The 13,162-nt window shown below is 72.8% G+C and carries 17 protein-coding genes and 1 pseudogene; 12 read left to right on the forward strand and 6 right to left on the reverse strand.

Annotated features, from left to right (window positions below; translation table 11 throughout):
* The first annotated feature begins 56 nt into the window (after positions 1–56).
* The 3 genes from abmR to Ade02nite_RS02530 are packed head-to-tail and all read left to right on the forward strand — an operon-like array spanning position 57 to position 1,700.
* Positions 57–602 (forward strand): ATP-binding transcription factor AbmR, encoded by a 546-nt coding sequence (abmR, locus tag Ade02nite_RS02520; RefSeq protein WP_203759830.1) that lies wholly within the window; start codon positions 57–59, stop codon positions 600–602.
* A 10-nt stretch (positions 603–612) separates the two neighbouring features.
* A complete protein-coding gene (locus Ade02nite_RS02525) occupies positions 613–1,335 on the forward strand; it encodes a HipA family kinase (protein ID WP_203759831.1) in 723 nt (240 codons plus the stop codon).
* Positions 1,332–1,700: a DUF3037 domain-containing protein gene (locus Ade02nite_RS02530; RefSeq protein ID WP_203759832.1), complete on the forward strand. Its 369-nt coding sequence runs from the start codon at positions 1,332–1,334 to the stop codon at positions 1,698–1,700. The genes Ade02nite_RS02525 and Ade02nite_RS02530 overlap by 4 nt, the downstream gene beginning before the upstream one ends.
* Positions 1,701–1,727: 27 nt before the next feature.
* Here Ade02nite_RS02530 and msrB read toward each other — a convergent pair whose 3' ends face one another.
* Complete coding sequence (msrB, locus tag Ade02nite_RS02535; protein ID WP_203759833.1) at positions 1,728–2,138, reverse strand: peptide-methionine (R)-S-oxide reductase MsrB; 411 nt, start codon at positions 2,136–2,138, stop codon at positions 1,728–1,730.
* A gap of 62 nt (positions 2,139–2,200) precedes the next feature.
* Here msrB and Ade02nite_RS02540 point away from each other — a divergent pair, with 62 nt between their 5' ends.
* Complete coding sequence (locus Ade02nite_RS02540; protein WP_203759834.1) at positions 2,201–2,683, forward strand: PH domain-containing protein; 483 nt, start codon at positions 2,201–2,203, stop codon at positions 2,681–2,683.
* 96 nt (positions 2,684–2,779) lie between these two features.
* Positions 2,780–3,286, forward strand: a complete 507-nt coding sequence (locus Ade02nite_RS02545) for an LPXTG cell wall anchor domain-containing protein (RefSeq protein ID WP_203759835.1) — start codon at positions 2,780–2,782, stop codon at positions 3,284–3,286.
* A 53-nt stretch (positions 3,287–3,339) separates the two neighbouring features.
* Here the strand turns inward: Ade02nite_RS02545 and Ade02nite_RS02550 are convergent, their stop codons facing one another.
* Complete coding sequence (locus Ade02nite_RS02550) at positions 3,340–4,614, reverse strand: vanadium-dependent haloperoxidase (RefSeq protein WP_203759836.1); 1,275 nt, start codon at positions 4,612–4,614, stop codon at positions 3,340–3,342.
* Positions 4,615–4,757: 143 nt separating this feature from the next.
* Between Ade02nite_RS02550 and ligD the strand changes: the two genes are divergently transcribed.
* From ligD to Ade02nite_RS02570, 4 genes and pseudogenes are all read left to right on the forward strand, one after another.
* Complete coding sequence (ligD, locus tag Ade02nite_RS02555) at positions 4,758–5,792, forward strand: non-homologous end-joining DNA ligase (protein WP_203759837.1); 1,035 nt, start codon at positions 4,758–4,760, stop codon at positions 5,790–5,792.
* A 23-nt stretch (positions 5,793–5,815) separates the two neighbouring features.
* Positions 5,816–5,996, forward strand: a pseudogene (locus tag Ade02nite_RS49000) (helix-turn-helix domain-containing protein); the annotation flags it as partial.
* Positions 5,997–6,300: 304 nt separating this feature from the next.
* Positions 6,301–7,605, forward strand: a complete 1,305-nt coding sequence (locus tag Ade02nite_RS02565; RefSeq protein ID WP_203759838.1) for an MFS transporter — start codon at positions 6,301–6,303, stop codon at positions 7,603–7,605.
* 88 nt (positions 7,606–7,693) lie between these two features.
* The gene (locus tag Ade02nite_RS02570) at positions 7,694–7,831 is read left to right on the forward strand and encodes a hypothetical protein (RefSeq protein ID WP_203759839.1); all 138 of its coding nucleotides are present in this window, start codon (positions 7,694–7,696) and stop codon (positions 7,829–7,831) included.
* Here the strand turns inward: Ade02nite_RS02570 and Ade02nite_RS02575 are convergent.
* The 3 genes from Ade02nite_RS02575 to Ade02nite_RS02585 are packed head-to-tail and all read right to left on the reverse strand — an operon-like array spanning position 7,828 to position 10,138.
* Positions 7,828–8,457: a glycosyltransferase family 2 protein gene (locus Ade02nite_RS02575; protein ID WP_203759840.1), complete on the reverse strand. Its 630-nt coding sequence runs from the start codon at positions 8,455–8,457 to the stop codon at positions 7,828–7,830. The genes Ade02nite_RS02570 and Ade02nite_RS02575 overlap by 4 nt on opposite strands.
* 8 nt (positions 8,458–8,465) lie before the next feature.
* The gene (locus Ade02nite_RS02580; RefSeq protein ID WP_203759841.1) at positions 8,466–9,053 is read right to left on the reverse strand and encodes a YdcF family protein; all 588 of its coding nucleotides are present in this window, start codon (positions 9,051–9,053) and stop codon (positions 8,466–8,468) included.
* Entirely contained in the window at positions 9,035–10,138 is a 1,104-nt protein-coding gene (locus Ade02nite_RS02585) for an MBL fold metallo-hydrolase (protein ID WP_203759842.1), read from the reverse strand. The genes Ade02nite_RS02580 and Ade02nite_RS02585 overlap by 19 nt, the downstream gene beginning before the upstream one ends.
* Before the next feature lie 90 nt (positions 10,139–10,228).
* Here Ade02nite_RS02585 and Ade02nite_RS02590 point away from each other — a divergent pair, with 90 nt between their 5' ends.
* Positions 10,229–10,807 carry an LURP-one-related family protein gene (locus tag Ade02nite_RS02590; protein WP_203759843.1) on the forward strand — a complete coding sequence of 193 codons (579 nt, stop codon included), beginning with the start codon at positions 10,229–10,231 and terminating at the stop codon, positions 10,805–10,807.
* A gap of 10 nt (positions 10,808–10,817) precedes the next feature.
* Positions 10,818–12,263 (forward strand): deoxyguanosinetriphosphate triphosphohydrolase family protein, encoded by a 1,446-nt coding sequence (locus tag Ade02nite_RS02595; protein ID WP_203759844.1) that lies wholly within the window; start codon positions 10,818–10,820, stop codon positions 12,261–12,263.
* Here the strand turns inward: Ade02nite_RS02595 and Ade02nite_RS02600 are convergent.
* A complete protein-coding gene (locus Ade02nite_RS02600) occupies positions 12,260–12,454 on the reverse strand; it encodes a hypothetical protein (RefSeq protein WP_203759845.1) in 195 nt (64 codons plus the stop codon). The genes Ade02nite_RS02595 and Ade02nite_RS02600 overlap by 4 nt on opposite strands.
* A gap of 431 nt (positions 12,455–12,885) precedes the next feature.
* On the opposite strand from Ade02nite_RS02600, the gene Ade02nite_RS02605 reads away from it, so the two are divergent.
* Positions 12,886–13,162 (forward strand): hypothetical protein (locus tag Ade02nite_RS02605; protein ID WP_203759846.1); only part of this gene is annotated, 277 nt, incomplete at its 3' end.

Below are 13,162 nucleotides of genomic sequence, written 5' to 3' on the forward strand. Positions count from 1 at the left end.
GGCAACTCCGATGTAAGCGTGTAATTTTGTAATCTCAGCAACCGGGGAGGTTCACCATGCGACTCCGACAGGGACCACCGGGACGGGTCGAGCCACCGAACGCCGACGACGCCGCGGCCTGGGTGGCCGGCGCCGTGCCGGACGGCTGGTTCACCGAACGGCCCGAGGTCGTCACCGACCGCGACGAGATCATCATCTGGGGCCGGGTGGCCGCGCCCGACCTGGGCGACGGCGCCACCGACGCCGACCGGGCGGCCGCACAGGCCGGCCGCATCAACCAGTTCCGCGAGGACACCCGCGCCGACCGGATCCGGGTCGCCCGCCAGGTCGAGCACCGCTACCAGCGCAAGGTCGCCTGGGGCGTGCGCTGCGGCGACACCAACGAGCTGTTCACCCACCTGGCCGCGCCGGTGATGACCCGGCTGCGCCAGCCCGAGCGGCAGATCCTCGACACGCTGGTCGACGCCGGCGTGGCGCGCTCCCGCTCCGAGGCGCTGGCCTGGTGCGTGAAGCTCGTCGGCCAGCACACCGAGGAGTGGCTGTCCGACCTGCGCACCGCCATGAGCAAGGTCGACGATCTGCGGAAGCAGGGCCCTTTATAGAGTGATCCACGTGCTTCGTGAGGTCACCGCCATCCGCTACGTCACACCGCTGCGTGAGGGCGGATCCCTGCCCGGCGTCGTGGAGGCCGACGACCTCGGCACGTACGTGGTCAAGTTCCGCGGCGCCGGCCAGGGCCCCAAGGCGCTCGTCGCCGAGGTCATCTCGGGCGAGCTGGCGCGGCGGCTCGGGCTGCCCGTGCCCGACCTCGCGGTCGTCGAGCTCGACCCGGTCGTGGCGCGGGCCGAGCCCGACGAGGAGGTCCAGGAGCTGATCAAGGCCAGCGCCGGCGCCAACCTGGGCATGGACTTCCTGCCGGGCGCCCTCGGCTACGACCCGGTGGCCCACCACGTCGAGGCCGGGCTCGCCTCGCGGGTGCTCACCTTCGACGCCTTCGTCGAGAACGTCGACCGCAGCTGGCGCAACCCCAACCTGCTGGTCTGGCACGGCGCCCTGTGGATGATCGACCACGGCGCGACGCTCTACTTCCATCACAATTGGCAGCGCGCCTCCGCGGTGGTGCACCGGCCGTACAAGTGGGACGACCACGTCCTCAAGCCGTACGCGACGGCGCTGGCCACCGAGGGCCCGGCGCTCGCCGCCCGGCTCACGCCCGAGCTGATCGCCGAGGCGGTCGCGCTGGTGCCCGACGAGTGGCTCGACGACGGCGACAAGGACGCGTACATATCGCACCTGTCCGCCCGCGCCGCCCAGCCGGAGGCGTGGCTGCCATGAGGATCCCCTACGAGTACGCCGTCATCCAGGCCGTCCCGCGCGTCGAGCGCGGCGAGCTGATCAACGTGGGCGTGGTGCTCTACTGCCAGCGCCGCGACTTCCTCGAGGCCCGCACCCACCTGCACGACGAGCGCCTGCGCGCCCTCGACCCGGCCGCCGACGTCAAGGCGATCCGCGAGGCCCTCACCTCGTGGGAGGCCACCTGCACGGGCGCCGGCGCCGCCGCGGGCATGAGCCAGGGCGAGCGCTTCCGCTGGCTGGTCGCCCCGCGCAGCACGATCCTGCGCGCCGGCCCCGTGCACATGGGCCTCGCCACCGACCCGGCCGAGGAACTCGAGCGCCTGGTCACCCTCCTGGTGCGCTGACGCGCCGAGACCCACTGGCCCGCGGCGTCAGTCCTTGGCCGGGTCGAGCTTGATCGACAAGCTGTTGACGCAGTGCCGGGTGTTCTTCGCGGTCATGTGCTCGCCGCGAAAGACGTGGCCCAGGTGGGAGTCGCAGCGGGCGCAGCGGATCTCCGTGCGGACCATGCCGTGGCTGTAGTCCTCGATCTCCTTGATGGCGCCGGGGATGGCGTCGTCGAACGAGGGCCAGCCGCAGTGCGAGTCGAACTTGTCGGTGCTGGGGTAGAGCGCGGCGCCACAGGCGCGGCAGTTGTAGACGCCCTCGGTCTTGGTGTCGACGTACTCGCCGGACCAGGGCGCCTCGGTGCCCGCCTGGCGAAGCACCCGGAACTCGTCTGGCGAGAGGCGGACCCGCCACTCTTCCTCGGTGGTGGGCAGGGTGGTCTCGTTCGTTGCCATGCTTCAACGGTACGACGCACCGGAGGTGCGGCCCGGCCTCTCGGCACCCCCGTTGAACCAGCATGGACGATGCATCGGCGGCCATGTTCCGGCCCACCTGGCAGCAGGCCCTCGGGCGAGGGCTCTTTCTCGGATCGATCGCGAACGTCGGCGTCCTGCTCGCCGTCGCGATCGCCACCTGGGCCGATGCCATGTCGCCGCCGGGCGCGGGGTGGGCCGTCGTGGCGGTCGGGCCGGCCGTCGCCGGTGCGCTGGTGGGGCTCGCGGCCCGGGCGCGCACGGGTACGCAGATCAGCGCGGGCGGCATCCGGACGGTCTCCGTTTTCGCGGACGGCGTAGCCCCGTGGGACGAGGTGGCCGACGTGCGGGCCGAGCGGCGCGGGGCGCGCATGGTGGTGTCGGTCTATCTGCACTCCGGGGACAGCGTGCGGCTCCGGGCCCCGTACAGCGGTGAGCTCTTCGCCGCGGACCCCAAATTCGAGGGCAAAATGTTCGCTTTGTCCCATCTGTGGCGGAGTCACCGTTTCGGTGGTCTTCCGGGATGATGACCCGCCGGGGGCGGTTAAGGGGTAAATCGGGCATTTGCCGCTAAGCTCCCCTCTCGGACCGTGAACCATCGCCACAGAACGGATTAACTCCTCATGAGCTCACTTCGCCGGATCGTCGCCGTCGGACTGCCCACCGCCGGCCTCACCGTCGCCGCCGCGCTGACTCTCGCCGGCTCGCCGGCCGCGGCCACCGCCGACCAGGCCGCGCGCCCGATGACGGCCGCCACCACGACCGACCCGGCCCGCCCGGGCGGCGCCGCCGGCTACGGCACCGAGGCTCCGGCCACCACCACCGACAACGAGGGCCCGACCCGCGGCCAGCCCGGCTACGGCACCCCGAGCCCGACCACCGCGGCGCCCAGCTCGCCCGCCCCGAGCACCCCGGCCACCACCACGCCGACCGCCAACACCGACACCGTGCCGGCCGAGGCCCCGAGCGGCGCCGCTCCGGCGACCACCGCCCCGGGTGGCGGCGTCAGCGCCGGCGGTGCCCTGCCGGTGACCGGCGCCCCGATGAGCACCCTGGTCGCCATCGGGGGCCTGCTCGTCGCCGGCGGCGTGGCCTCGGTCTGGTACACCCGGCGCCGCCGCGGCGCCTGACCCTCCGCAGCACTCGAAGGCCGCCCGGCGTCCACCGGGCGGCCTTCGGCGTCTCAGCGGCGCGGCTGGAACGCCTCCGCGAGCACCTCGCGGGTGACCGCGGCGCCGAGCCGGTCACCCTGCACGGCCGCGCCCCGGTAGTGCACGCCGGCCCAGACCCGCGCCTGGATCAGCTCCGCCCGCGCCGCCGACAGGCTGTCGAAGTGCCGCGTGGTGCCGGACGCCGCGCTGTACGCGGAGAACGACAGGCGGTCGCGGCCGAAGTACTTCCCCAGCGCCGTCATGATCGCCGAGGTGTAGCAGGCGTGCCCCGAGGGCCACTCCGGCGACGGCGCGGTCACGCGCAGCGGCGTCCAGGCCGGGTCGGCGGCGGTCGCCGGGTTGCCGTCGGTGTCCGCCAGCGGGATGGCGGTCACCGGCCGCCAGAAGCTCCACTGCCGCTTCTGCTGGTAGCAGGAGATCATCGTGTCGGCGGTGGCGATGTCGACCATCGCCAGCATGCGCGCCGTCTCGAGCTGGCTCAGCCGGTGGTCGGCGGCGAGGCCGCGCTTGATGTACCACTCCACCTGGCGGTAGTCGTCCCACCAGGTCGCCGACTCGGTCTGGTCCGGCGTCCGGGTGGTGCTGGCCGCCGAGCCGAGGGACTTGACCTCGTTCAGCTGCCGCGCGTAGGCCGCACTCGTCAGGGCCGGCGGCCCGGCCACGCGGTGGTCGGCGGGATCGTCGACGACGAACGGCTTCAGGTACGGGTACCAGCCGCCGGCCTGGACGAAGTTCGGCGGGGTCAGGCGGTACTGGCCGGGCTCGGTGCCGACCGGCCAGGTGGCGGCCGGGTCGGCGACGTCGTTCTGCCGCGCCGCGATCATCGCCGCGGCCGCCGCCTCGCCGACGGCGATCCCGTTCGCCTTCGCCGGGCCGTCGGCGATCGCCGCGAGCGCCTCGTCGTACTGCGCCCGCAGCGCTTCGGCCTGGGCCGGGAAGAGCGAGAGAAGCACCTGGTACGCCGCCGCGGCCACGGCCGCGGGCGTGGAGTCACCGCGGTGGGCGGGCGGAGCGGCCAGATACGGCTCGTACGGGGTGCCGGCGATCGCGTTGACCGCGTCGTAGACGGCGCCCTGCACCATGGCGAAGCTGCGGACCCCGGCGGTCGGCGACTGCCGGGCGACCTCGTAGATGGCGGTCTGGGCGTGGATGTTCCAGGCGAGCACGGCGTTCGGCCGGGCCACCGCCGGCTGCGCGGGCGCGGCGCCGGGCGTCAGGACGGTCAGGCCGAGCACGGCCGCGACCGCCGTACCGAGAAGTCTCTTGAAGCGAACACGATGGGCCATCGGATTCCCCCGTCGGCTGGATCGAGTGCGGTGCACAATGGACACCAGCATCGAGACGAACCAATATCACCTCAAGCCTGTGGCGGAAGGACGTCAGGTTCCGAGGGGAAAATGGCAGTCGGCCTCCCCGGGGGCTTAGGGTCGTGGGTATGCCGAAAGCCGCAGCGGAAGAGCACGAGATCGCCGGCCACACGGTGCGGCTGAGCAGCCCCGACAGGGTGATGTTCCCGCACAGGGGATACACCAAGCGCGACGTCTTCGAGTACTACGTCGCGGTCGGCGACGGCATCATGCGCGCGCTCGGGCAGCGCCCCACGACCTTGCAGCGCTTCCCCGACGGCATCGAGGGCGAGATGTTCTTCCAGAAGCGCATCCCGGCACGCGGTGTGCCCGACTGGATCACGACGGCGACGATCAAGTTCCCCAGCATGCGTACGGCGGAAGAGCTGTGCCCCGCCGACCTCGCCCACGTGGCCTGGGCGGCTCAGATGGGCACCGTCGTGTTCCACCCGTGGCCGGTGCGAGCCGCCGCCCCCGATCAGCCCGACGAGCTGCGCATCGACCTCGACCCCCAGCCCGGCACCGACTTCGGCGACGTGGTCACCGCCGCCGGGGTGATCCGCGAGGTGCTCGACGACCTCGGCTGGGCCGGCTTCCCCAAGACCTCCGGCGGCCGCGGCGTCCACGTGTACGTCCGCATAGCCCCCCGCTGGGACTTCGTGCAGGTGCGCCGCGCCGCGATCGCGCTGGCCCGCGAGGTGGAGCGCCGCCGCCCCGACGCCATCACGACGGCCTGGTGGAAGGAGGAGCGCGGCGAGCGCGTCTTCATCGACTACAACCAGATGGCCCGCGACCGCACGATCGCCTGCGCCTACTCCCTGCGCGCCAACGCCCGCGCCACCGCCTCCACCCCCGTCACCTGGGACGAGCTGCCCGACGTCGAGCCCGACGACTTCGACCTGCGCACCGTGCCCAAGCGCCTCGCCGAGCTCGGCGACCCGCACGCCGCCATCGACGACGTGGCCCACGACATCACCCCGCTGCTGGAGTGGTCGGCCCGCGACGAGAAGGACGGCCTGGGCGACCTCCCCTACCCACCCGACCACCCGAAGATGCCCGGCGAGCCCCCTCGCGTGCAGCCCAGCAAGATGAACCACGCCAACTGGGAGAACAAGTAACGAAGGCACCCGCCGCCACGGCCATCAATGCCGCCACGCGGGAGCGCGGCCCCTCCACGGCCACCCGGCTGGCGGAGCAGCTCGGCCAGTCCAGCGGCGCGACCAGCTATCACCTTCGGCAGCTCGCGGCCTACGGCTTCGTGGTCGAGGACGCGGACCGCGCCGGCGGCGGCCGGGAGCGCTGGTGGCGAGCCGCCCACGCGCGCACGGTGCTGAGCCCGGACCAGAGCCGCGAGAGCTGGGAGGTGGCCGAGGGCTACCTGCGGGCGGTGGCCCACGCCAACTTCCAGCGCACCGAGGCGGCCATCGCCAACCTGCCGGCCGTGCCGCGGGAGTGGCAGGACACGCTCTTGCTCAGCACCGACATCCTGCGGCTCGACCCCGAGCGGGCCGCCGAGCTCAGCGCCCGGCTCAAGGCGCTGGTCCAGGAGTTCGCCGTCGAGACGCCCGGCGCTTCGGGGCGGGTCGCCGTCCAGTGGCAGCTGCTCCCGCTGGCCGGGGACGAGCAGTGATACGCCGGCCGCTGGCGAGCCTGCTGGCCGCCGAGTCGGTGTCGCTGGCCGGCAGCCACATCTCCAGCGTCGCGGTGCCGTGGCTGGTGCTGACCACGACCGGGTCGGCGACCCGCGTGGGGCTGGTCGCGCTCGCGCAGGCGCTGCCGTTCGTGCTGGCGGGGATGCTCGGCGGCCCGCTGGTCGACCGGCTCGGCGCCCGCCGGGTGGCGATCGGCGCGGACGCGGCCGGCGCGGTCGTCGTCGGGCTCGTCCCGCTGCTGCACGCGGGCGGCCTGCTGTCGTTCGGCTCGCTGGTGGCGGTCGTCGCGGTGGCGGGAGCCTTCGGCGGCGCCACGAACACGGCCAAGCGGGCCCTGCTCCCGCAGGTCGCCGGGGACACGCCGATGGCGCGGGCGACCGCCCTCTTCGACGGCATCGGCCGGGCGGCCATCCTGGCCGGGCTGCCACTCGGCGGCGTCCTGGTCGCGGCCCTGGGCCCGATCGCCGTCCTCGCGATCGACGCGCTGTCCTTCGCCATCTGCGCGGCGGTCGTCGCCACCGGCACACGAACCGAGGCCATCCCAGCGGCAGTCATCGCCACCGGCACACGAACCGAGGCCATCCCAGCGGCAGTCATCGCCACCGGCACACGAACCGAGGCGAGCGGCACGCGGCCCGAAGGTGCCGCGCGCGAACAGGGCAGCTACCTGGCCGACCTCGGCGCCGGGTTCGCGTTCCTGCGCCGGGACACGCTCTTCGCGACCATCGTGGGCGTCCTGTTCTTCACCAACCTGGTCGATCAGGCGTACAGCACGGTCTTCGTCCCGCTCTGGATCGCCGGGACCGGCGCCGGACCGGCCGCCCTCGGCCTGCTGGGCGGGGTCTTCGGCCTCGGCGCCGTGCTCGGGTCCTTCCTCTACGCGGCCGTGGCGACCCGGCTGCCCCGCGTGCCCACCTTCGCGGTCTGCTTCCTGATCGCCGGATCGCCGCGGATGTTCGCCCTCGCCGCCACCGGCGACCTGTGGCCGGTGCTCACGGTGGCCTTCGGCGCCGGCCTCGCCGTCGCGGCGGTCAACCCGATCCTGATGGCCGTGGGCTACGAGCGCGTCCCCGCATCCCTGCGCGGGCGCGTCCTCGGCGTGGCCACCGCGATCGGCTTCGCCGGGGTGCCGCTCGGCGGCCTGCTGGGCGGCCTGGCCGCCGATCAGGTGGGATTACGCGCCACCCTGATCCTCGCGGGCGCCGTCTACCTGGCCGTCACGCTCGTCCCCTTCACCATGAAGAGACAAATACCCGACACAAGCTTGATGCCCGGCTAGGCGGTTTTCACCCGCATATCCCCTGGTTCATCCGCATCCGGTGCCCGCACACTGGCCTTTCACGTCCGGCAACTCCAGGGGGTACGCCATGTCGTTCCGCCAGAAGTCCAGGCGCGCCACTCGACCCGTCCGTCATGAAGGCGCACGCACCGCCCGGCTGATGATCGGTCTCTTCCTCGTCCTCGGCACCCTGTTCCTCGCCGCCTACACCGCCGCCACCAGCTAGAAGCGCAGCAGCGAGCGGTAGACCCGCAGCGCGTCGCCGACCGCGCCGAAGTGGGAGGAGGCGTTGCCGTCCAGGTACGTCGTGGCGATCTCCACCTGCGTGTACGGGTGGCCCTCGCGCGCCGCGGCCATCAGCGCGTTCATCTCGTACTCGAAACGGTCGCCGGGGATGGTGAGCAGCCACGGGATCAGCTCGGCCGGGTAGCCGCGCAGGCCGGTCTGGGTGTCGCGCACCGACCGGCCCGTGGTGGCCCGGAACAGCAGCCGGGTCAGCGCGTTGCCGACCTGGCTGCGCCACGGCATGTGCCGCACCCGCCGCACGCCCAGCACCGTGTGGCCGGTCTCGCGGACCCGATCGGCCACCGCCATGATGTCCGCGACGTCGTGCTGCCCGTCCGCGTCCGCGCACACGACGTCCTCACCCGGATACGTCCCGGCGATGTGCCGCAGGCCGGTGCGCAGGGCGGCGCCCTTGCCGAGGTTCTGCGCGTGCCGCAGCACCGTGCAGGGCAGCCCGCCGACCGGCGGCGTGCTGCCGTCGTCGACCACCACGACGGGGCAGTCGACCCGCGACACCAGCAGGGGCAGATGCGACGAAGGCTGATAGACCGGCAGGAGCAGCACCATGCCGGGTGCTATACCCCACGCCGCAGCAACGCCACCATCTGTCGTTCCCGCCGCAGCAGGGCTTCCGGGTCCCGTACGCCGAGGAAGCCGATCCGTGACGCGGCGCGCACCCCGTACTCGTAGAGGGGCGACGAGCCGGCGGCCGGGATGCCGAGCAGCGACCGGCCGCGCAGCCCGAGGACCTTGCCGGCCAGGAACCGCACCCGCGGCAGGTGCCAGGCGTGAGTGACCACCCCGAGCGGCCGCGCCGGTCCGAGGCCGAGCCCGTCGAGCAGCCCGTCCGCCGCGACGTGCAGCAGGTTCTCCAGCGTGCTGCGCGAGCGGCACTCGGCGCTCAGCTCGGCCACCCGGTCGAGGCCGGCGTCGCGGGCGGCCGCCACCATGAGCGCGGCCTCACGGCAGTCCGGCGGCGGCTCCGGCGCACCCTCCCGGGCCTGTGCCCAGCCACCGCTGAAGATCACGCGCCGGGGGCGGGCGCCGGCCGCGACGTAGTCGATCGCCGCCCGCACCCGGGCCAGGCTGCCCGGGGTGAGCCCCGCCGGGGTCACCCCGTTGCCGAGGACCAGCAGCGCGACCGCTACGCGATCTGCTGCCACCAGCCGTCCACCGCCGGCGGGTTGTCGACGTCGACGCGCTCGCCCGGGCGCGGCACGGCCAGGCGCACGTCGCGGGCCTTCGCCTCGGCCCACGTGCGGTCGGCGGGCTCCGGCCACTCGTGCAGAGCCAGGTTGAACGTCGCCCAGTGCACCGGGATCATCAGGCCGCCGCGGACGTCGACGTGGGTGGCGACGCCGTCCTCGGGCACCATGTGGATGTCCGGCCACGCGTCGCCGTACGCGCCGACCTGGATCAGCGTGACGTCGAACGGGCCGTGCTCCTCGCCGATCTCGGCGAAGCCCGGGAAGTAGCCGGTGTCGCCCGAGTAGAAGACCTTGCGCTCCGGGCCCTTGATCACCCAGCTGGTCCAGAGCGTCTCGTCGCGGCCGAGGCCCCGGCCCGAGAAGTGCCGGGCTGCCGTGGCGACGAACTCGAGCCCGGCGACCTTGTGCGTGTCGTTCCAGTCCATCTCGACGATGCGGGTGGCCGGCACGCCCCAGCGCTCCAGGTGGGCGCCGACGCCCAGCGGCACCAGGAACGGCGCCGCCTGGAGGTCGACCAGGTTGTGGATCGTCTCCATGTCGAGGTGGTCGTAGTGGTCGTGCGAGATGAGCACCGCGTCGAGCGGCGGCAGGTCGCGCAGGGCCACCGGCGGCTCGTGCAGCCGCTTGGGCCCGGAGAGACGGGACGGGGAGCAGCGCTCGCTCCACACCGGGTCGAGCAGCACCCGCTTGCCCTCGATCTCGACCAGCGCCGAGGAGTGGCCGTACCACGTGACGTGCAGGCCGTCGGCGGTGGCGCCCGGCGCCGGGGTGACCAGCGGGATGGGCTGGTGGGGGCGGCGGCCGTCGCGGTCCCGCAGGGTCGCGGCGAGCAGCCGGGGCATCGAGGAGAAGGCCAGCATGGTCGCCGGCAGGGTGTTGCGGAACTTGCCGTCGGCGTACTGCGGGGAGGCCTGCATGCGGGCCAGTCGCTCGCCCTTGGCCTTGGCGCCCATCTGGCGGGGAATGTCCTTCGCCACCCAGACCGCCGCCGCGCCGAGAGCCAGCGCGATCAATGAACCCGTACGTCCTCGTTTCGCCATTGCCCCAGTCTGACCGCCGGATCACGGCGTCCGCCACCGAGGTGCTCAGGTTGCCCACAGCATCCGCGGTGTATGAGACACTTTCCGGCCGTGACTGTCGACACCCTTCAGACCCAGCAGCAGCTTATCGTCCGTCAGCGCGTCCGGCTGATGGTCAACCAATACGAGATCCACGCCGTCTCCCCCGACGGCCGCGAGGCCGGCATGCTCGCCTTCGCCCAGCAGAAGCGCATGGCGTTCAAGGAGCAGGTCACCCTCTACACCGACGACACCAAGACCGTCCCGGTGCTCGGCTTCAAGGCCCGCCAGGTCATCGACCTGGGCGCCACCTACGACGTGGTGGACGCGGGCGGCGCGCCGATCGGCCTGTTCCGCAAGAACTTCAAGGAGTCGCTGATCCGCTCCACGTGGCACCTGGAGCAGCCCGGCTTCGGCGAGATGATCGGCCGCGAGACGAACGCGTGGGTCGCCGTGCTGCGCCGCTTCGTCGACAGCCTGTCCTGGCTCCCGTACCACTTCGAGTTCGTCATCGCGGACCGCCCGGTCTTCTCGGTCGTCAAGAAGTGGGGCCTGCGGGACAAGTACGTGGTGACCATCCACGACCCCCGGGTGGACCGCCGCCTGGTGGCCGCGATGTCCGTCGCACTGGACGCGCTGCAGGCCCGGTAATCTTGCCGGGATGGACGATCCCCGGGCCCAGCGCCTCTTCGGCGACAGTCTCGTCGCCCCCGGTGACCTCGCGTCGAGCCCGTTCCGGGTGGACCGCGACCGGATCGTCAGCTCGCCGTTCTTCGCCCGGCTGGCCGGCGTCACCCAGGTGATCAGCCCTGGCGGCGCCGGCCTGCTGGTGCACAACCGCATGACGCACAGCCTCAAGGTCGCCCAGGTGGCCCGGGCGATCGCCGACCGGGTCGACGCCTCGCTCGCCGACAAGCTCGGCGGCTGCGACCCCGACGTGGTCGAGGCGGCGGCGCTGGCCCACGACCTGGGTCACCCGCCCTTCGGGCATCTGGGCGAACGGGTGCTCGACCGGCTGGCCCGCCACCGCCTGGGGCTCGACGACGGCTTCGAGGGCAACGCCCAGTCGTACCGCATAGTCACCAGCACCGAGATCCGCGGGCAGGCGACCATCGGGCTCAATCTCACCAATGCCGTACGGGCGGCCATCCTCAAATACCCGTGGACGCGCCGGGGCCGGGCGCGCCTGATGGACCCGCCGCCCCGCGGAGCGGCGCCGCCCGCCGACGACCCGTCCGGCGGCTCCCTGAAATTCGGCGCCTATTCGACCGAGGCGAACGACATGCTCGCCGCCCGCGCCCCGTTCGCGGGCCGGGTCGCCGACTGGCAGCAGACGGTCGAGGCCTCGGTGATGGACACCGCCGACGACATCGCGTACGCGATCCACGACCTCGAGGACGTGCACCGCGTCGGCGTCCTCCAGCAGGGCGCGGTCGCCACCGAGCTGATGGCCTGGCAGCGCTGGGGCCCCGACACCGACCTCACCCGGTCCGGCGGAGCGATCGAGTCGCTGCGCCGCCAGCTGCACCGCAAGGACGCCTGGATGGCCGACGACGAGGCGTTCGCGGCCGCCGTCGAGCTGGTCCGCGCCGAGCTGGTCGACGGCCTGCTGGCCCGCCCGTTCGACGGCTCGCTCGAGGCGGAGGCCCGGGTCGCGGCGTTCTCGGCCACCTGGACCCGGCGCCTGGTCGAGTCGTGCGAGACGATCGCCGACCCGGCGGTCCGCTCCGGCCACGTGCAGCTCGCCACGGCCCAGTGGCACGAGGTGCAGATCCTCAAGTTCGTGCAGAACAGGTTCGTCCTGGCCCGCCCCGACCTGGCCCTGCACCAGCGCGGCCAGGGCCGCCTGCTGGCGTCGCTGGTCGAGGCGCTGACCGCCTGGCTGGAGGACCCCGACGAGGAGCAGCGCATCCCCCGCCGCCTGCAGGACCTGGTCGAGCTCGCCGACGCCGAGCTCCCCGGCGACACCCCCGGCCGCCTGCGCCGCGCCCGCGGCCGCGCGGTCATCGACTTCGTCGCCGGCCTCACCGACCAGCAGGCGGTCGGCCTGATGGAGGCCCTGGGCGGCCGCTCCCGCCAGCTCTGGACGGATGCCTTCGTCCTCTAGTTGCGCACCCGGTTGTCCAGCGGCTGCGGCTGGCTGACCCACCACTCCTCGGGCACCATCGCGTACATCTCGTCCGCGATGGCCTTGAGATGGTCACCCGTCGCATGCCCGTGATGAGCGTCCGCGAGCCCCTTGACCCGCACGTACCATTCGGCGATTTGTTCGCATTTGACCGATACTTGATAGTCCATAGGCCGAGCCTAAGACCGCCGGCCCACGATCGCCCCTCGATGCCCAACCGGGTGACCCGGCGGTACCGCCGCACGCGCCCGCTCTGCACTCCACTACAGCGGCCCGGGCGCTCACCCTCTCCCCCGCGGCCCGGCCATCTTTCCCGGTGATGTTGCCTCCATGGCACCGACCAACGGCGAGGAGGAACAGGCCGACGCACCGAAGACCGGGAACGACGGCCTGCGCGCAGGTGGCATGACCTGCCGGTGAGCCGCATCGACGAACCACGCCCCCTTGCCTCTCGACGACCGAAGCGACGGGCACGGCGCCAGGCAAGGGCGTGAGCTGGGCAAATGCTCAGCCGGTAGGCACTATCTCGTCGAAGCGTGGCAGACCCTCGCCACTATTCGTCGTGGACCCGCGCTGCTGGCCCTGTGCGACCATCCGGAGCGTGACCGCCACCGAGCTCATCGCCCAGCTCGCCACCGCGTTGTTCGCCGGCGGCGGGGCGTGGCTCGCCGTGCGGGAGATCGCGAAGCAGATCGGCGAAACGAGGCGCGAGCGCATCCGCCAGCAGGGCGAGACCGAGCGGCTGACGATCGCCCGCGCGATGCCCCTGCCCGCGGCCGACAGCGCCCCGGCACAGAAGGCCGAGAGCGCCCCGGCACAGAAGGCCGAGAGCGCCCCGGCACAGAAGGCCGAGAGCGCCCTGGCGCAGAAGAAGGCCA

Origin of the sequence: Paractinoplanes deccanensis, assembly GCF_016862115.1 — a bacterium.
Lineage (GTDB): Bacteria > Actinomycetota > Actinomycetes > Mycobacteriales > Micromonosporaceae > Actinoplanes > Actinoplanes deccanensis.